Annotated in this window: 20 protein-coding genes; 12 read left to right on the top strand and 8 right to left on the bottom strand. The window is 31.8% G+C overall.

Translation table 11 applies throughout. The features are described from left to right. Nucleotides 1-195 precede the first annotated feature (195 nt). The 3 genes from LX95_RS08020 to ruvX form a co-directional block, all read right to left on the bottom strand. Complete coding sequence (locus LX95_RS08020) at nucleotides 196-633, bottom strand: DUF5606 family protein (RefSeq protein ID WP_111540927.1); 438 nt, start codon at nucleotides 631-633, stop codon at nucleotides 196-198. A 55-nt stretch (nucleotides 634-688) separates the two neighbouring features. Further along, nucleotides 689-1,279: a peptide deformylase gene (gene def / locus LX95_RS08015; protein WP_111540926.1), complete on the bottom strand. Its 591-nt coding sequence runs from the start codon at nucleotides 1,277-1,279 to the stop codon at nucleotides 689-691. A 68-nt stretch (nucleotides 1,280-1,347) separates the two neighbouring features. Then, nucleotides 1,348-1,758: a Holliday junction resolvase RuvX gene (gene ruvX / locus LX95_RS08010; RefSeq protein ID WP_111540925.1), complete on the bottom strand. Its 411-nt coding sequence runs from the start codon at nucleotides 1,756-1,758 to the stop codon at nucleotides 1,348-1,350. Nucleotides 1,759-1,848: 90 nt separating this feature from the next. Here ruvX and LX95_RS08005 point away from each other — a divergent pair, with 90 nt between their 5' ends. From LX95_RS08005 to LX95_RS07995, 3 genes are read left to right on the top strand one after another with little or no spacing between them, the layout of a single operon-like run. After that, the gene (locus LX95_RS08005; RefSeq protein ID WP_111540924.1) at nucleotides 1,849-2,664 is read left to right on the top strand and encodes a 2,3,4,5-tetrahydropyridine-2,6-dicarboxylate N-succinyltransferase; all 816 of its coding nucleotides are present in this window, start codon (nucleotides 1,849-1,851) and stop codon (nucleotides 2,662-2,664) included. A gap of 1 nt (nucleotide 2,665) precedes the next feature. Then, on the top strand, nucleotides 2,666-3,748 hold the full coding sequence (locus tag LX95_RS08000) for a glycosyltransferase family 9 protein (protein WP_111540923.1): 1,083 nt from the start codon (nucleotides 2,666-2,668) through the stop codon (nucleotides 3,746-3,748). After that, nucleotides 3,738-4,640: an ATP-grasp fold amidoligase family protein gene (locus tag LX95_RS07995; RefSeq protein WP_245924740.1), complete on the top strand. Its 903-nt coding sequence runs from the start codon at nucleotides 3,738-3,740 to the stop codon at nucleotides 4,638-4,640. Before LX95_RS08000 ends, LX95_RS07995 begins: the two co-directional genes overlap by 11 nt. On the opposite strand, the gene LX95_RS07990 is transcribed toward LX95_RS07995, so the two are convergent. Beyond that, a complete protein-coding gene (locus LX95_RS07990) occupies nucleotides 4,637-5,461 on the bottom strand; it encodes a glycosyltransferase family 2 protein (protein WP_111540922.1) in 825 nt (274 codons plus the stop codon). The two genes, LX95_RS07995 and LX95_RS07990, sit on opposite strands and share 4 nt — an antisense overlap. A 207-nt stretch (nucleotides 5,462-5,668) precedes the next feature. Between LX95_RS07990 and LX95_RS07985 the strand changes: the two genes are divergently transcribed. Then, nucleotides 5,669-6,424, top strand: coding sequence for a glycosyltransferase family 2 protein (locus LX95_RS07985; RefSeq protein ID WP_111540921.1), 756 nt, complete (start codon nucleotides 5,669-5,671; stop codon nucleotides 6,422-6,424). Between the two features lie 14 nt (nucleotides 6,425-6,438). On the opposite strand, the gene LX95_RS07980 is transcribed toward LX95_RS07985, so the two are convergent. Then, nucleotides 6,439-7,059, bottom strand: a complete 621-nt coding sequence (locus tag LX95_RS07980; protein WP_111540920.1) for a YIP1 family protein — start codon at nucleotides 7,057-7,059, stop codon at nucleotides 6,439-6,441. Further along, a complete protein-coding gene (locus tag LX95_RS07975) occupies nucleotides 7,047-7,805 on the bottom strand; it encodes a lipopolysaccharide kinase InaA family protein (protein ID WP_111540919.1) in 759 nt (252 codons plus the stop codon). The genes LX95_RS07980 and LX95_RS07975 overlap by 13 nt, the downstream gene beginning before the upstream one ends. A 90-nt stretch (nucleotides 7,806-7,895) precedes the next feature. Here LX95_RS07975 and LX95_RS07970 point away from each other — a divergent pair, with 90 nt between their 5' ends. Beyond that, nucleotides 7,896-9,029, top strand: a complete 1,134-nt coding sequence (locus tag LX95_RS07970) for a CDP-glycerol glycerophosphotransferase family protein (protein WP_111540918.1) — start codon at nucleotides 7,896-7,898, stop codon at nucleotides 9,027-9,029. Here the strand turns inward: LX95_RS07970 and LX95_RS07965 are convergent. Further along, nucleotides 9,018-9,803 (bottom strand): glycosyltransferase family 2 protein, encoded by a 786-nt coding sequence (locus tag LX95_RS07965; protein ID WP_111541155.1) that lies wholly within the window; start codon nucleotides 9,801-9,803, stop codon nucleotides 9,018-9,020. The two genes, LX95_RS07970 and LX95_RS07965, sit on opposite strands and share 12 nt — an antisense overlap. A 130-nt stretch (nucleotides 9,804-9,933) precedes the next feature. On the opposite strand from LX95_RS07965, the gene LX95_RS07960 reads away from it, so the two are divergent. From LX95_RS07960 to LX95_RS07940, 5 genes are all read left to right on the top strand, one after another. Then, nucleotides 9,934-10,494 (top strand): L-threonylcarbamoyladenylate synthase, encoded by a 561-nt coding sequence (locus LX95_RS07960; protein WP_111540917.1) that lies wholly within the window; start codon nucleotides 9,934-9,936, stop codon nucleotides 10,492-10,494. Between the two features lies 1 nt (nucleotide 10,495). Continuing rightward, a complete protein-coding gene (locus tag LX95_RS07955) occupies nucleotides 10,496-11,938 on the top strand; it encodes a CCA tRNA nucleotidyltransferase (protein WP_111540916.1) in 1,443 nt (480 codons plus the stop codon). Beyond that, a complete protein-coding gene (locus LX95_RS07950; protein ID WP_111541154.1) occupies nucleotides 11,931-12,953 on the top strand; it encodes a COX15/CtaA family protein in 1,023 nt (340 codons plus the stop codon). Before LX95_RS07955 ends, LX95_RS07950 begins: the two co-directional genes overlap by 8 nt. A 27-nt stretch (nucleotides 12,954-12,980) precedes the next feature. Then, nucleotides 12,981-13,502, top strand: a complete 522-nt coding sequence (locus tag LX95_RS07945; protein WP_111541153.1) for an IS1096 element passenger TnpR family protein — start codon at nucleotides 12,981-12,983, stop codon at nucleotides 13,500-13,502. 149 nt (nucleotides 13,503-13,651) lie between these two features. Next, complete coding sequence (locus LX95_RS07940; protein ID WP_111540915.1) at nucleotides 13,652-14,710, top strand: nucleoid-associated protein; 1,059 nt, start codon at nucleotides 13,652-13,654, stop codon at nucleotides 14,708-14,710. Nucleotides 14,711-14,785: 75 nt separating this feature from the next. Here LX95_RS07940 and LX95_RS07935 read toward each other — a convergent pair whose 3' ends face one another. After that, nucleotides 14,786-15,853 carry a hypothetical protein gene (locus tag LX95_RS07935; RefSeq protein WP_111540914.1) on the bottom strand — a complete coding sequence of 356 codons (1,068 nt, stop codon included), beginning with the start codon at nucleotides 15,851-15,853 and terminating at the stop codon, nucleotides 14,786-14,788. 94 nt (nucleotides 15,854-15,947) lie between these two features. Here LX95_RS07935 and LX95_RS07930 point away from each other — a divergent pair, with 94 nt between their 5' ends. Both LX95_RS07930 and LX95_RS07925 read left to right on the top strand, forming a co-directional pair. After that, nucleotides 15,948-16,856, top strand: coding sequence for an ABC transporter ATP-binding protein (locus LX95_RS07930; protein ID WP_111540913.1), 909 nt, complete (start codon nucleotides 15,948-15,950; stop codon nucleotides 16,854-16,856). Continuing rightward, nucleotides 16,857-17,693: an ABC transporter permease gene (locus tag LX95_RS07925; protein WP_111540912.1), complete on the top strand. Its 837-nt coding sequence runs from the start codon at nucleotides 16,857-16,859 to the stop codon at nucleotides 17,691-17,693. Nucleotides 17,694-17,700: the final 7 nt, after the last annotated feature.

Genomic DNA, 17,700 nt, shown 5'->3' with positions numbered 1-17,700 from the left:
AAAGGTAAATTTAAAAGTTTAAATGTAAGTATATTTTACTTTATATCGTTTTGCATTAGGGATAGAAGCGGCAGCCTTTTTAATCGCATTTTTGCGGTGAAAAAGCTATAGCGGAAAGCCCGGCCCGAAGGGAATGCCATAAAAAAAGCCCTGTTTTTCAACAAGGCTCTATTTATATAACAAAAAAAAGAAATGTTAGTTTTCTTCTGTAGTTGCTTCTTCTTTAGTAGTTTCTTCTTTTTCTGGGGCAGAAAAGTCGTTCATTCCTGCTCCAATTAAGATATTATACCACTGAAAAACTTTTTTGATATCGCTTACATATACACGATCTTCATCATATTCTGGTAAAATTTCTTTAAAATACTCTTCTAATTTAGCTTTAGATTCTTTGTGACTAATAGCTTCTTTCCCATCTTCTTTCTCAGCTATTTTTTGAAAAACTTCTCTTAACGGAACTTCTTCTGTATAGGTATACATAGCGATTTCACTTAACATGCTTACATTATGTCTCACAGATACTGATAGTTTTTTACCATCTGCTAATGCTTCTGCTACAAAACCTCCTCTGGTTTGTGCCTTTAACTCATATAATCCCGGTTTCCCTGAAATTGCTAAAACTTTGTCTAAACTCATCTTCTATTTTTTTTGGGTGGCAAATATCTAATCTCTGTAGGTAATCACAAAAATTTTAACGCCCTTTTTTTACTTTTGGGAAACGCATTCTATAATCAATGCTTATTTTTCCTTTTGAAATATTTTCTAATTTTCCTTTAATTAATCTTTTTTTTAGGCTTGAAAGTTTATCGGTAAATAAAATTCCTTCAATATGATCGTACTCATGTTGTATAACTCTTGCTGCTAAACCTGTAAACTCTTGGGTATGCTTTTTAAAGTTTTCATCGTAGTATTCTATAACGATATTTGGCTTTCTAAACACATCTTCACGCACTTCAGGGATACTTAAACAACCTTCATTAAAAGCCCATTCATCTCCAGTTTCCTCAGTGATTTGCGGATTTATAAATACTTTTTTGAGTCCTTGTAGCTGTTCTTTATCATTTTCAGATAAATCATCATCCTCTGCAAAAGGAGATGGATCTATGATAAACATACGTATAGGAAGACCTATTTGTGGTGCCGCTAGACCTACTCCGTAAGCGCCATACATGGTCTCCCACATATTTTCTATAAGTTCTTTTAACTTAGGATAATCTTCTGGAATATCTTTCGCTTGCTTTTTTAAAACGGGATCCCCGTAAGCTACAATAGGTAAAATCATATATAAGATACTTTAATTCTTTTTTGCAAAGGTAGTGATTTGAAATCTTAAATTAAAAGAGAGAGACACTATACGTTATAAAGGTAATTTTGAAGGATAATCGTGGCACTAATCTCATCTACTAACGCTTTATTTTGGCGTTGTTTCTTTTTAAGACCGCTATCGATCATCGTTTGGAAAGCCATTTTAGAAGTAAAGCGTTCATCTTCTCTCTTTACGGGCATCGTAGGGAATTGTTTAGCAAACTCTTCTAAAAAGGACTGTATATAAACTTCACTTTGAGAGGCTGTACCATCTTTTTGTTTGGGCTCTCCCACCACCACTAGCTCTACTTTTTCTTTACGGAAATAATCCTTTAAAAACTGCATTAACTCTTTAGTATCTACCGTAGTTAAACCAGAGGCGATTAATTTTAATTCATCGGTTACTGCTACTCCAGTACGTTTAGTTCCAAAATCTAATGCGAGGATTCTTGCCATCAAAATTTTTTTTTGCAAAGGTAACACTTCTCCTAGTATTGCTATAATATTTATACGGAAGCCTTATATTTACGCAAAATTTTTAGATCTATGGAAAAACTTCAACAACATATATTAGAAGCTTGGGAAAACCGAGAGCTTTTAAAAGAAGAGTCTACGCAAAATAGCATTAGAGAAGTAATAAATAAAATTGACGCTGGAGAATTACGTTGTGCAGAACCTACAACAGAAGGTTGGCAAGTAAACGAATGGGTAAAAAAAGCTGTTGTTTTATATTTCCCTATCCAAAAAATGGAAACCTTAGAAACGGGTATTTTTGAATATCACGATAAGATGCCATTAAAAACAGGTTACAAAGAAAAAGGAATACGTGTAGTCCCAAATGCAGTGGCCAGACATGGTGCTTATATTTCTAGCGGTGTGATTATGATGCCTAGTTATGTGAATATTGGTGCGTATGTAGATGAAGGTACTATGGTAGATACTTGGGCGACTGTAGGTAGCTGCGCTCAAATAGGTAAAAACGTACACTTATCTGGCGGAGTTGGTATTGGTGGTGTTTTAGAGCCATTACAAGCTGCTCCAGTAATTATAGAAGACAATGCATTTCTAGGATCTAGATCTATTGTCGTAGAAGGTGTTCGTGTTGAAAAAGAAGCTGTATTAGGAGCTAATGTGGTTTTAACAGCCTCAACCAAAATTATAGATGTTACAGGAGCTGAACCTAAAGAAATGAAAGGAATTGTACCAGCTAGATCTGTAGTGATTCCTGGGAGTTATACAAAGAAATTCCCTGCTGGGGAATATCAGGTCCCTTGTGCTCTAATAATTGGTCAACGCAAAGAAAGTACAAATAAGAAGACATCTTTAAATGATGCCTTACGAACTTATGATGTAGCGGTATAATATGAAAGTACTTGTAATTCAGCAGAAAATGATTGGAGATGTTCTTACTTCTTCTATTCTTTTTGAAGCTATAAAACTAGAACACCCTTCTGCTGAATTACATTATTTAGTCAATAGCCACACAGTCCCTGTAGTTGAAAACAATACGTTTATTGACAAATTGGTTTTATTTACGCCAGAAATTGAAAATAGCAAGCTTCAGTTTTATCGTTTTCTTAAAGAAATCCGTAAAGAAAAATATGATATTGTAATAGATGTTTATAGCAAAACTTCTAGTGCATTTATTACCTCTTTCTCTAAAGCAAAGATTAGAATAGGAAAATCAAAGTCCTATCTTAATTGGGCTTATACACATCAATCGGGAATGGATTTAGTGAGGAATCACGGCATTCCATTAGCTTATGAGAATAGACTCAATATGCTAACTCCGTTTGTAAAAAACATCAATTACAAGGTTGAACCACAAATTTTTATTACTGAAAAAGAGAAAGATCAGTTACAACTGAAACTAAAAAATGAAAAATTGTCTTTAAAAGAAGATCCCGTGGTGATGGTCAATATTTTAGGTAGTTCTCCTAGCAAAACCTATCCACTTCCTTATTTAGCCGAATTATTAGATGAATTGGTTAATCACTTTAAAGATATTAAATTTTTATTCAATTATATTCCCAAACAACAAGATCAGGTAAATACCTTAAAGTCTTATTGTTCTCAAAAAACACAAAATAATATACTTAATTTTTACGCCCCTAGTTTAAGAGAATTTATTATACTTACGTCTTTTTGTGATGCCATGATAGGCAACGAAGGAGGAGCCATTCATATGGCCAAAGCTGTAAACATTCCTAGTTTTGCAATTTTTTCACCTTGGATAAGAAAAGAAACTTGGGGTGCAAATGATGAGGATGACCAGAATTTAAATGTTCATTTAAGAGATTTTGAACCTCAATTATTTAAAAATTACAATAAAAAAGACTTTAGAAAGAATCAAAAAGAATATTACCTTAAATTTGAACCTGAGTTAATAAAGAAAACTTTAGTTAATTTTATAAAAAATTCAATTACTAGTTTAAATGGGAGTTAAAAAATTACTTTACGGAATTTTAAAAAAGATGAAGTTTCTTCCTCCCGAAACTTATATCCCTATTTATTATGAGTATTATTTAGGAAAAAAACTAGATCTTAATAACCCTGTAGAATTTAACCAAAAAATACAATGGTTAAAAACTTATTATCACCCCGATATATTAACTCAATTGGTAGATAAATATTCTGTGCGGGAATATGTAAAAGAAAAAATAGGTGCTCAATACCTTAATGAACTTATTGCTGTTTACGATAAAGCTTCAAAAGTGAATTTTGATGAACTTCCACATCAATTTGTAATTAAAGGAGTTCATGGTTTTCATTTTAACTTAATTGTAAATGACAAAACCAAACTAAATAGAAAAAGAGCTCGTTTCCTTATGAATAAATGGATGAGTAAAAATCAATATTTTAGAGGTGGTTTTGAGTGGGCTTATAAGAATGTTCCGCCAAGGCTTATTGCCGAGAAGTTTCTTACCGAAATGGATAAAGATGTTATCTTAGATTACAAGTTTTTTTGTTTTAACGGGGAACCTAAGTTTTTGCAAATAGATGTAGAAAGAGGTATTAATGATCAGCGTGCTTTTTATGATTTAGAATGGAACAAACTAGAGTTCTACAATAAAGAAAATAAAGTATATGAAGGAGAAATGACTCAACCAGAGAATTTTGAAGAAATGGTTTGGGCTGCGAGAACATTAGCAGATAAATTTCCTTTTGTTAGGGTTGATCTATATTCTATTAGAAATAAAACCATTTTTGGAGAAATGACTTTTTATCCGTCTGACGGAAGAAAAGATTTTCATCCTTTAAAATACAATAAGATTTTAGGAGATTATATTCAATTACCTCACTTAGCTGAAGGCCAAAAAGAAATTAAAGAAATTTAATCTTTCTTAATACCGTAATTGGTCCAAGTCTTATTCTTATTTTTAGTTTCTGCTCTAATGGCTAAATTCTTATTAATAGAATCTTGGTTTTTATACCCTCTTGGATGGTCTAAATGTACGCACACAGCAGAATAACGAATTTGTTTAGACTTAACACCTTTATTCATTAAACGCTCTCCTAATTCTCTATCTTGACCTCCATATTGCATACGTTCGTCAAAACCATTAATTGCTACAATATCCTCTTTCCAACCACTAGCATTATGTCCGTTCCAACTAGCATTCGTAGGTGTTACTTTATTTAATAAGCCTTGCATGAAACCATTAGCACTAAGCTTATTATTTTTAAAAGAAGAAGATAAACCATTTTTTTTCAGCCAATTGACCTTAAAGCAATCTTGAGAAAAAATAGTTTCTTTGGTGATGATTTTGGAGATGTTCATAGGCAACATAAAATATCCTCCCGATAGGAAGAAACCTTTTTCACGATATTTTAAATGAGTAGAAACAAAATCTTTTCTCGGGATACAATCCCCATCACTCATAAGAATATAATCTGCCTTGCACGCTAAAATTGCCTTATTTAATATTCTTGATTTTTGAAAACCTTCGTCCTCTTGCCAAACGTGTTGAATAGGATAAGAAACTTCCTTTTGTAAACGTTCTATCAAATCAAACGTAGGTTGTTTAGAACCATCATCAGCAATTACTATTTCAAAAGTAGTATCATCCTGACAAGCATATCCCAAAAGAACTTTTTCTAACCAATCTTCGGAATTATAGGTACTAATGATAACTGATATATTGATGCTATTATTCAACTTCAAGAATTTATTGGATTAATTTTATAGCCACAAAAATAACGATTTTTACCAAGTCGCTTGATTAAAGTCAAAAAAAGTTAATAAATCGCCGCAACCATTTTAAGAAAAATACATCTTTGTTATGTAGTATCTTTTGTTTGATATAAATTTGTCATTGGTTTAAGATTAAAATTTTTCATTAGTATAAAGCAATAATTAAAAAAGTTGGAAAAACTTACAGCACTAATACCTACCGGAAATGAAATTCACAATATTGAAGAAGTAATAGCTTCTGTAGATTTTGCCGATGAAATCATGGTGGTAGATAGTTTTAGTACTGATGGCACTTATGAAAAAGCTCAAACTCTTGCAGATGTCGTTTTACAACGAAAATTTGATTACCCTTCTTCCCAAAAAAATTGGGCTATCCCTCAGGCTAAACATCAATGGATTTTATTAGTTGATGCCGATGAACGTGTTACTCCAGAGTTAAAACAAGAAATCTTAGACGTTCTTAAAAACCCATCTAATGATACAGTCGGGTATTGGATAGGAAGACAAAACTACTTTATGGGTAAACCTATTAATCATAGTGGTTGGAAAAATGATAAAGTTATTCGTCTATTTAAAAGAGATGAATGTCGTTATAATAATAAAAGAGTACACGAAGAAATTACTTCTGATGGAAATATTGGAAAACTAAATAGTAGGTTTCTTCATTATACCTATACCAGTTTTGACAATCATATTGAGAAAGTGAACAAATATGCTTGGTGGCGTGCTTTAGATTATAATGAAAAAGTAGATAAAATAACCGCTTACCATTTTATTGTTAAACCGTTTTGGGGTTTTTTTAAGCATTATCTTTTACAAAGCGGATTTAAAGACGGAGTCCCTGGTTTAACCATCGCTTTTCTTAGATCATATTCTATTTTTACACGTTATTTAAAAATTTGGCTTCTTAGAAAAGGTATCAAATAACTTCTTCCTAAGTATTAATTAATTAAGTTAAAGATAAATAATAGTATAAAAAAGACTGCTACCAACGCTAAACTTGGCAGAAAAAGATTTCCTACAGCTCTTAACGTGCTAAAATTCTGAATTATTTTTATTCCTTTTATAAAAATAATTACTGACCATAAGTTCAGGATAAAATATAAAATTTTGAAACCTATGTAAAAGGAAATATCTTCAAATTGATAAATTTCTTGAGTATTAGAAAACAAATCATTTCCAAAGATCATATAACCAGGGATAAGTAAAAATAAACCTACAATGGCCGGGATCATCGACCAAGCTAAAACTGTTCTATATTGACCTCCCTCTGCTTTTCCTCCTATCCATTCTCCCGTGAAACTTAAAAGAGAAGTGAAAATATAAAAAACTAACCAGCCTAAAAGACCTCCTAAAATGCCTCTAAAAATTACCACACTGTAAATAGATGAGAAATCTAATTCTCCCTTATCAATAGCTTTGTAAAATGAATATGCAATCCCTCCCAAAAAAAGTAAGACATATACATTATCTCTATTCTTAGAAGTAACAATAAGCTCCAGAACTTTTGAGGGTCTAAACCAAATATTTTTTAAAATGTATGGAATACTTATTTTTTCCAAAACTTAATTTTTTTCTTTAATCTTCTTTTTCTATAAAATTTTTCTTGAAATTTTTGAGTATCACTCCACATCATTTCAAAAATTTTATTTTTGTTTTCACCTACACATTTAGCATATTCATCACTCATAACTTTTACCATTTCTTTATGTATAGTTAATCGAGCAAAGTTTTTTATACGCTCTTCCAAGCTCAAACTTTTAAAATTCATACGATTTAAGTCAACCAAATAAAATTGATAATCTCCGTCATTTAACTTAATTAATGTATTTCCTGGAGAGTGATCTAAAAAAAGTACGTTATGTTCATGAAGCTGATAAGTAAATCTTGTAAAAGCTCTAAGTATTTCTTCGTGATGAGGAAAATTTAAATCTCTCGTTAACTCGCGATATGTCAAATCACAATCTAAATGCTCACTTACATAATAACTACTTTTAAAAAATAGTAAAGTACTTTCTTCAAAATAAGCAATAGGCTTAGGAGTGCCTATATTTAATTTTTCTAAATGTTGGGCATATTCAAAAGACCGTTGAGCCTTACTTTTTCTAAAAAAACGATAAGCAATTTGATTTATCAGGTTGGGTATTTTAAACGATTTTACGTTTACTACAGCATTATTTATTTCAAATAACTTAATGACATTTCTGTCACCATCACCAAAAAGTTTTCCTTCATCTTTAAAGTTTTTAATAAACCCAATAATTTCTTTGGTATAAGCATTCCAGGTGTTTGAAAAAGTATAATCCATTTTGTAAAATTACAATAATAATGAAAAGGTAATAGTATTTAAAATTTAAAATTATTAACCTTGTATTCTAATACAAAACCTATTTTTTAAATGAGGAAAAAAAATCGCATTGGGATTATGTTTTTAGATGAAATTCATCACGTTTTTCATTTTATAACTGTGGCTAAAGAACTTTCAAAAACCAATTTTGTTGATATTCTTACATACCCTGGCGAGCATACTTTTTTAAAGCAATCATTATTAAATATTCAAGCAGATAAGGTTAGGGTTTTAGAACTAAAAACTCATTTTTTTAGAGCTTTTACAGACACGCTCAAAAATAGAGACATCCCTAGAAAAGGATTTTGGGTAAAAAAAAACGCAAAACAAATTCTTAAAAATTATGATGCATTAATATTTACAGATTATACTCATCATAAATTTTTAAAATATAGGACCTTGTATGAAAGTAATACTAAATTTTTGAAATTTCCTCACGGTGCTCCTGGTAGAAGTTATAGTTATAACAAAGAATTATTAGATTTTGACCTCCAATTAATTTTTGGCAAATTTCAATATGAGGAATATAAGAAAAAGAACCTTCTAGGACCGCATCCAATTACACCAGGTTACCCTAAAATAGACGCTGTTACTCAATTACCCAAAAAAAAGCATCTTTTTAATAATGACAAAATAACAGTAGTTTACAATCCGCATTTTTCTAAACCATTATCATCTTGGTATTCTTGGGGAATGCATATTTTAGATTATTTTTTAGCACAAAACTCATACAATCTCATTTTTGCTCCGCATATTAATCTTTTCAATAAAACTGGATTTGAAGATAAAAGTAATTTTCCCGAGATTTATACAAATGCAGAAAATATCCACATAGATTTAGGCAGCGATAATAGTGTTGATATGACATATACCCTACAAGCAGATATTTACCTAGGTGATGTCTCTAGCCAAGTTTATGAATTTATTATTAATCCTAGACCTTGTATTTTCCTTAATTCCAATCAAGAATCGTATCATAATAAATTAGAGTTTAGGTTTTGGCAAATGGGGGCAGTAATCAATGAAATAGAAGAGCTAGATAATCGTTTAAAAAATAGTCTACAAGATTTTGAAAATTATAAAGATCTTCAAGTAAAAATTAATCAAGAAAATTTTCACAAAGAAAAAAATAAAACAGCTTCGCAATTAGCTGCGGAAGAAATAGACATTTTCTTAAACAGTTAAATATTTTTTTAATCCCTCATCACACCAAGTAAGCTTTTCGTCAAGTGCTTTTTGTTGAATGCTATCATTAATATTTAGTCGTGATTTTTCTACAACTAAGTGCCAAATATGATATATTATACCTCCATATCTTAACCGCTTACCTTTAATACCTTTATTTAATAAGCGTATGGCCATTTCAGAATCTTCTCTGCCCCAACCCGTCATATTTTCATTATATCCATTTATAGCTATAATATCTTTTTTAAAATAAGATAAATTACAGCCTCTTAATTTTTCTGAAAGTTTTGAGGAGGGAGAGTATAATTTTTGAAGCCAAGAATGATGAAAGTTTCGAGTTTTATTTTTTACTCTCGCATCACCATATGGAAAAACGATATTTTTGGTTTTATAAAGGTTCTCTACAAATTCTTTTTTTATATTTACTCTACTACCATACAAAAATGTATTTCTTTGCATATTTTTATAATGATCTTCAATAAATTTAGGATGCATAATACAGTCGCCATCTAACTGAATAATATAATCTCCATCAGCTTTTGCCAAAGCCTTATTCAAAATTACTGTTCGTCTAAAACCCTCATCTTCATGCCACAAATGCGTAAGTGGCAGCTTGTCTATGAAGTTCTCTACAACTTTTTTTGTTTCTAGACCAGAACCATCATCTGCAACAATAATTTCATCTGGCATATGGGTCTGATGTTCTGCACTTTTAAGCACTAACTCTAATGCTTTTGGCCAATTGTAAGTTGTAATAATTAAAGTGGTCTTCAAAATATAAATGGATTGAATAAGTTTCAAATATATTATTCTTTTTTCGAAAGCTCTCTTTAAAAACTTACATTTGTAGTCTATAATAAAATTGATTAGCACTTCCACGTGTATATACTTATAATGAAATAAAATGATAGACGAAATTCACGAATGCCTAACAGTTTTAAAACGAGGCGGACTTATACTTTACCCAACCGATACGGTTTGGGGAATTGGCTGTGATGCCACCAATGCAGAGGCAGTAGAGAAAGTTTTTGCACTAAAGAAAAGAGCAGAAAGCAAATCTCTTATCTGTTTAGTTTCAGATTATAAGATGCTTAATCAATATGTAGAAGAAATACCAGAAGTTGCTTATGATATCTTAAAATTTGCGGCAAAACCAACAACCATCATATTTGATGACCCTATTAGAGTTGCTGAAAATTTAATTGCCGAAGACAATTCATTAGCCATTAGAGTTTGCAAGGATATGTTTTGCAATAAATTAATAAGAAAATTTAAACGCCCTATTGTATCTACTTCAGCTAATATTAGCGGTCAACCTACTCCAAAATCTTTCGATCAAATAAGTCCCGAAATTTTAAAAGGAGTAGACTATGTTGTAAATTTGCAGCCAGCAAATAAAAGCGCTAAACCCTCAACAATTATTAAATTGACCTTAGACGGAAAAGTGCAAATTATTAGAAAATAAAATGCCCGAAGAGAAAACGTATAAAGAAGCATTATCACATAAAGTTTTTGAATATATAACCCAAGCAGCAGATAATCTCTCTCTAGAAACCTATGCAATTGGCGGGTTCGTTAGAGATTATTTTTTACAAAGAGGTGATGCCAAAGATATAGATGTAGTTGCTGTAGGTAGCGGAATAGCCTTAGCGGAAGAAGTAGCAAAACTATTGCCTCATCAACCCAAGGTACAAGTATTTAAAACCTACGGTACCGCCATGCTTAGAGCGTTTGATTTGGAGATTGAATTTGTTGGAGCACGTAAAGAATCTTACACCGAAGATAGTCGAAATCCCGAAGTAGAATCGGGTTCATTGGAAGACGATCAAAACCGAAGAGATTTTACCATTAATGCTCTAGCGCTTCAGTTAAACAAAAGTAGTTTTGGGAAATTATTAGATCCGTTTAACGGATTAAATGATTTAAAAAATCAAATCATCAAAACACCTCTAGAACCAGGTGTAACCTATTCAGATGATCCATTACGAATGATGCGTGCCATTAGGTTTGCCTCTCAGTTGGGTTTTAAAATAGAAGAAAAATCATTAGATGCCATTACTACTCACCACAAACGCATTAAAATTATTTCTAAAGAACGTGTAGTAGATGAGCTCAATAAAATTTTATCGTCCCCTACTCCTTCTATAGGATTTGGATTACTTAGAAAGACAAAATTACTCCCCATTATATTGCCAGAATTATCGGCTTTACAAGGTATTGATGAAAAAGAAGGACAACGACACAAAGATAATTTTTGGCACACCTTAGAAGTTGTAGATAATATTGCTAAAAATACAGACGACGTTTGGTTACGTTGGGCGGCACTACTACACGATATTGGTAAAGCACCCACAAAAAAGTTTCACAAAAAAATTGGCTGGACATTTCATGGTCACGAATTTGTAGGAGCCAAAATGGTATTCTCTCTTTTCAAAAGATTAAAAATGCCCTTGAATGAAAAAATGAAATTCGTTCAAAAAATGGTTTTCATGAGCTCACGTCCTATTGTTATCGCAGAAGATCATGTAACCGACTCTGCCGTGAGAAGATTGATTTTTGATGCTGGAGAATCTATTGAAAGTCTCATGACGCTTTGTGAGGCAGATATTACTACTAAAAATCCGAAACGTTACAAAAAATACCATAACAATTTTAAAGTAGTAAGGCAAAAGCTTAAGGAAGTAGAAGAAAGAGATCATGTTCGTAATTTCCAGCCACCCGTTTCAGGTGAAGAGATTATGAAGACCTTTAATATTCAACCTTCTAAAGAAATAGGCATTATTAAAAGCGCGATAAAAGAAGCTATTTTAGATGGTGAAATTCCGAATGAATATGAAGCTGCTAAAGCGTTCATGATTGAAAAAGGCACGCAACTAGGATTAACCACTAATGAGACCAAAAATGTTTAGAAAAGTTGTTAAAATATCTCTTATTTTAGTTTATCTAGTCATCATCGCAGGAGCAGTGGTGAGAATGACTGGAAGCGGAATGGGTTGCCCCGATTGGCCTAAATGTTTTGGTCATTTTATACCTCCTACAGAACGTGCTCAATTAGAATGGCATCCAGAGCAAAATTTTCACAAAGGGCAAGTAATTATAGTAGACGAAACTTTACAAGTCTCTAAATCTGAATTTACATCTTCTAAAAAGTTTAATAAAAGTAATTGGGAACTTTATACCAAACATGATTATGCCGTTTTTAATCCTACTCACACTTGGGTAGAATATATTAATAGACTTTTTGGAGCTCTTGCAGGGCTTGCCGTTCTTTTAATGGCTATTTTATCTATTTGGAAATGGAAAAAAAATAGAAGAATAACCTTACTTTCTTGGTTTACTACATTCTTAATGGGGTTTCAAGCTTGGCTAGGCGCAACGGTGGTATATTCAGTGTTGGCTCCGGTAAGAATCACGATACACATGGTTGTGGCTTTGATTATTGTAGCCTTGATACTTTATATTTTACACCTAGCTAGCCCTAAAAAAGTAAATTTTAGCTATAATCTCTTATTTAAAAATTTACTTATACTTTCTATTGTACTAACTCTTATTCAAGTGGTTTTAGGTACCGAGGTTAGACAGTTTGTGGATATGCAAATTAAAGATATAGGCTACGAAAAGCACCTATGGTTAGAAAATCCAAACTTTCAATTTTATGCTCATAGAAGTTTTTCTGTTTTAGTCTTTTTATTAAATGTGTTTATTTGGTGGAAAAACAAAAAACAGCATTTAGGCTACTCTCTTACCCACTGGGTGATGCTGCTTATTATTCTTGAAGTTTTTACGGGAATTGCGATGTATTATTTTGATTTTCCGTTTGCTACTCAAGCTGCACATTTGGTTATTGCAAGTGTACTATTTGGACTTCAATTTTACCTTTTATTGCAAAGCAAGAAAGCCGAAATTCAGACAAAAAATAGCTAACTTTGCAATCCAAATTTTTGAAAGATGATGATTTATAAATTTCGAATCGTATTAGATACGTTAGATGATGTTTTTAGAGATATCGAGATTGAAGAAAACGATACTTTAGAAGATTTACACAATGCGATTACACAGGCCTTTGGTTTTGATGGAACCGAAATGGCTTCCTTTTATACAAGTGATGAGGAGTGGAATCAAGGTGAAGAAATTGTTCTTTTTGATATGAGCGAAGGTCATAACCCTGTTCGTATGATGAATGAAACTGCATTAGATACAGTAGTTTCTCAAAAAGAAACCAAGCTCATTTATGTGTATGACTTTTTAAGTATGTGGACATTCTATGTGGAGTTGGCCGATATCACAGAACCAGAAGATGGTAGAGATTACCCGAATCTTATGTATGTTCAAGGGCAGTTACCTGATAGTCCTCCAGATAAAAATTTTGAAGCCGAAGATGATCCTTATGCAGAAGAAGATGAAGATTTGTATAGTCAGGGAGATGGTTTTGAGAGTTTAGATGATTTCGATTTTGATGAAAACTGGAATTAAATCAATCTCTATTTTTTTGCGTTAGGGATATTAGCGGCATCCTTTTTTAACTGCTTATGCGAAGCACTAAGCTGTTAAAAAAGATATAGCGAATAGCCCGACCCGCAGGGTAATGCCCAAAGTATTAATATTTCAATTTACAGAACACTATGATTAACGTATATAATGCTCAAATTGAGTCGCTTTCTATTCACCGCGTGGGGAATAAAGCTAGAAATGAAGGGATTTTTCTTTCCCAGTCTCCGTTAGTAATAAGTGACGAGCTTAACTCTTTATTGAAAGAGTATTTTTTGAAGTCATTTAGAGAAAAGGAAGAGAATTACTATCAATTTGTACACGAAACCGATTTGGAGTTTCATGATTTATACAATACTTGTTCAGAAATTTTTAATGATCCCAGGACCGTTCATGAAAATTCGAAGAAAATAGCGCAGTTGCTTTTTAACGAAGGAAAACATCCACACATTAAAAACGGAGAATTATACGTGGTATATTTTGAAAATATGCTTTTGGATAACGAGAAAGTTGACGCCGTGGGTATTTTTAAATCTGAGTTAAAGCACGATTTTCTTCAGTTTGAAGAAAAGTCTGAAAACTTGGAAGCTATTTTACAACAAGGTGTGAATTTAAATAAGCTAGATAAAGGAGCTATTATTTTCAACAAAAATAAAGAAGAGGGTTACAAGGTGCTTTCTATAGATTCTAACCGCTACGATACTAAATATTGGTTGGAGCAATTTTTGGGAGTAGATGTATTTGCAGATGAAAATTTCTATACTAAAAAGTATTTAAAATTTTGTCAGGATTTTGCTAAAGATGTGGTTTTACCTGCAGAAGATAAACAACAAGAGGTAATGTTTATGAACCGCGCAGTAAATCATTTTGCTAAAAATGATAACTTTCAAGAAAATAATTTCTTAAACGAAGTTATGGAAAACCCAGACTTGATTCCTGAATTTCAAAATTATAAAACCGAGAAAGCTCCTAAATATAAGATTGAAGATTTAACCGAGTTTCCTGTTTCTAATACTGCAGTAACTTCTGCGAGAAAGAAAATTAAAAGTGTGATTAATTTAGATACTAACATGCAAATTAAGTTAGATTTTATTAATCCTGAAAGCGCTGAAAAATTTATTGAAAAAGGTTGGGATGAAGAAAAACAAATGTACTATTACCTTGTATACTTCAACAAAGAAGAAAAAAACTAATCTTATTTTATATAAAAAAAAGGCAGCAATATAATTTATATCGCTGCCTTTTTTTTGCTTTAAAACTACAGAAAATTAAAACTCCATAATTTCTTTCGTATTGGTATCTACATAATTACGTTTTACAAAATCTAAAGCAGTTTTTAATATATGTCCCATAGTTTTCGCTCGTCTAAATTTTACATCTTTAGAGAATTCAACCAAATCGGCTTTAAGTCTTTTTACATTTTTATCGGTAGAAATAGAATCTTGCGTCATACAACGAATCAATTCTTTATATCTTTTTTGAGAGGTAATTAATCTTTTAGCTACTTGAGAGCGTTCTTCTCTTCGGTATTGCTCAATCGAGCTTTGCTCTAGTTTATTAGCAACAAGCATTACCATTTCATAATTCTCTTTAAAAAATTGTGGTCGGTACACTTTTAATTTACCCTCATAACATTGTTGATCAAAATCTATGGCTCTTATTTGGTAAGCAACATGATCAAAATCGTGTGTAGGAATCACAACATAATTATATGATCGCATGTCTCCCAATAAACGTAAGGTACAGCGCTCGTTAAATTTTACAAACTGCTTAGCGATTTGGGTTTTTTCTCGCTCATCGCACTCTTGTAGTTTTTCCTCTATAAAAACGTCACCTGGTATTCCAGCAATGTGTTCTTCTATAAGAGTTTCCTTATAAATAAGAAAGTTAATACGGTGCGGGGAAAGAATATGTTCAAACTCTAATCCGTAGATTCTAGAGGCATCTGCTTTTTTTACATAAAAGTAAGTGTAACTATCATTTAAAATATTTCTCACCTTAACGCGAAAAGGTTTAGAATTTCCAAATGTGCAATAATCAATGGCATCTACATTTAAAAATTCAAAAGAATCATCACTACCATCAGAGTGTAGAATAGTATATACTCGCTTAAGACTATTGTCAATTTCGGTGCGTTCATGATCTGGATAATAACAACGTACCCAAAGTGTGTCTTCATCATGTTGATCGTAAACCACGATCGAACCCGAAAACCTAAGTAAATCCTCATAGAAAACTGGGATTTTTGTATTTCGATTGTGCTTGATCAAATATTTGCTAAGCCTTTCATTTATAGGAAAACTAGGCTTTTTTTTTGACATCAACTTCTCATCCATTGATTTTCGGTTTTTTCAAAAATAGCATTCTATTTTGTAAAATCACTGTAACAAAACGTTAACTTAGACGTCGTATTAGAAAATCGATCTTATTTTGAAAACAATTCTTACGATTAACAACCTCACAAAAAAATTTGGCCCCATTACTGCCGTAGATAATTTATCTTTTACCATTGAGAAAGGAAATGTCTACGGAATTTTAGGCCCTAACGGTAGTGGTAAATCTACCACCCTAGGAATGGTTTTAAATGTGGTTAATAAAACCAGCGGAGATTTTCATTGGTTTGATGGAAATGATACCACTCACGAAGCCTTAAAAAAAGTTGGTGCCATTATAGAAAGACCAAATTTTTACCCTTATATGACAGCAGCCCAAAATTTAGATTTGGTATGCAAGATAAAAAATGTGACCGATGCTAAAATCGAGGAAAAGCTAGAAATTGTTGGATTATTAGATCGAAAAAACAGTAAGTTTCAAACCTTTTCATTGGGTATGAAACAGCGTTTAGCTATTGCTTCTGCCTTACTTAATGACCCTGAAATTCTTATTTTAGATGAACCAACTAATGGATTAGATCCACAAGGAATTCATCAAATAAGAGAGATTATAAGAAAAATTGCCTCTACAGGAACTACCATACTATTGGCTTCACATTTACTAGACGAAGTAGAAAAAGTTTGTAATCATGTAGTTATAATTAGAAAGGGAGTTAAGCTCTACGCTGGTCCTGTTGATCAATTAAATGCAAATCATGGTTTCTTTGAATTGAGAAGTAGTAATATGGAGGTTCTAAAAAATGCCTTAACGGAAACTAATTTATTCGATTCCGTAAAGAAAAATCAAGAAGATGATTTTTTTACAGCTATTCTAACTAAACCTATGGAGGCCGAAGAGCTTCATAAAATACTTATAGATAAAGGAATTATTCTTTCTCATTTAGTAAAGAAAAGAGAGAGCTTAGAACAGCAATTCTTACAATTAACCAATCAAAAAAGCGCCTAGATGTTACGATTACTCACAATAGAATTCCAAAAATTACGCTACAGTAGATCTGCTAAAGTATTATCTATTATTTATTTTGGCTTATTTACCTTGATCGCTCTCATCGCCTCTATTAAATTTAATTTATTTGGTGCAGAAATTCATATTGCCGATCAAGGAATTTTTAATTTCCCTTACATTTGGCACTTTAACACGTATTGCGCAGCGTTATTAAAAATTTTCTTAGCTATAGTTATAGTTTCTCTTATTTCTAATGAATATAGTAATCGTACTCTTAAGCAAAATTTAATCGATGGTTTAAGTAAAAAGGAATTTATTCTATCTAAATTTTATGTTGTTGCTTCATTTTCACTCATTTCCACTGTTTTTATATTTATAGTCTCATTAATCTTAGGTTTAATTTTTTCTGATTATACTGAAATTGGGATTATTTTTTCTGATTTAGAATACTTACTGGCATACTTCGTTAAGCTTTTAGGCTTTTTTAGTTTTTGTTTATTTTTAGGCGTTTTGGTAAAACGATCTGCTTTTGCATTAGGATTTCTATTTGTTTGGTGGATTTTTGAAAGTATTATTATAGGCGTTCTACGTTTTCTTATATTAAAAGATGCCGTAACTACCGAATATATTTCTCAATTTTTACCATTAGAATCTATGGCTAATTTGGTAAAGCAACCTTTTACTCGATTAAATATTATACAATCTGCTGCCAATCAACTTCAAACTGATGTTGCGTTTGATTATGCGGTACACTGGTATCAAGTTATCATTGTTTTAGGCTGGACAGCCATATTTATATGGGGTTCACTTACACTGCTTAAAAAGAGAGATTTATAATTAAAAG

The organism is Mesonia algae, from assembly GCF_003253545.1.
Classification (GTDB): Bacteria; Bacteroidota; Bacteroidia; order Flavobacteriales; family Flavobacteriaceae; genus Mesonia; species Mesonia algae.
The sequence above is the reverse complement of the archived record's forward strand: the minus strand, read 5'-3'. Positions and strand labels throughout refer to the sequence as shown.

Bases quoted from the DNA above. Each gene is read 5' to 3' on its own strand.
- LX95_RS07975 (WP_111540919.1), bottom strand. From the start codon at position 7,805: ATGGATTATACTTTTTCAAACACCTGGAATGCTTATACCAAAGAAATT.
- LX95_RS07935 (WP_111540914.1), bottom strand. From the start codon at position 15,853: ATGGATGAGAAGTTGATGTCAAAAAAAAAGCCTAGTTTTCCTATAAAT.
- LX95_RS08005 (WP_111540924.1), top strand. From the start codon at position 1,849: ATGGAAAAACTTCAACAACATATATTAGAAGCTTGGGAAAACCGAGAG.
- LX95_RS07955 (WP_111540916.1), top strand. From the start codon at position 10,496: ATGCCCGAAGAGAAAACGTATAAAGAAGCATTATCACATAAAGTTTTT.
- ruvX (WP_111540925.1), bottom strand. From the start codon at position 1,758: ATGGCAAGAATCCTCGCATTAGATTTTGGAACTAAACGTACTGGAGTA.
- LX95_RS07970 (WP_111540918.1), top strand. From the start codon at position 7,896: ATGAGGAAAAAAAATCGCATTGGGATTATGTTTTTAGATGAAATTCAT.
- LX95_RS07945 (WP_111541153.1), top strand. From the start codon at position 12,981: ATGATTTATAAATTTCGAATCGTATTAGATACGTTAGATGATGTTTTT.
- LX95_RS07960 (WP_111540917.1), top strand. From the start codon at position 9,934: ATGATAGACGAAATTCACGAATGCCTAACAGTTTTAAAACGAGGCGGA.
- LX95_RS08000 (WP_111540923.1), top strand. From the start codon at position 2,666: ATGAAAGTACTTGTAATTCAGCAGAAAATGATTGGAGATGTTCTTACT.
- def (WP_111540926.1), bottom strand. From the start codon at position 1,279: ATGATTTTACCTATTGTAGCTTACGGGGATCCCGTTTTAAAAAAGCAA.
- LX95_RS07940 (WP_111540915.1), top strand. From the start codon at position 13,652: ATGATTAACGTATATAATGCTCAAATTGAGTCGCTTTCTATTCACCGC.
- LX95_RS07925 (WP_111540912.1), top strand. From the start codon at position 16,857: ATGTTACGATTACTCACAATAGAATTCCAAAAATTACGCTACAGTAGA.
- LX95_RS07995 (WP_245924740.1), top strand. From the start codon at position 3,738: ATGGGAGTTAAAAAATTACTTTACGGAATTTTAAAAAAGATGAAGTTT.
- LX95_RS07950 (WP_111541154.1), top strand. From the start codon at position 11,931: ATGTTTAGAAAAGTTGTTAAAATATCTCTTATTTTAGTTTATCTAGTC.
- LX95_RS08020 (WP_111540927.1), bottom strand. From the start codon at position 633: ATGAGTTTAGACAAAGTTTTAGCAATTTCAGGGAAACCGGGATTATAT.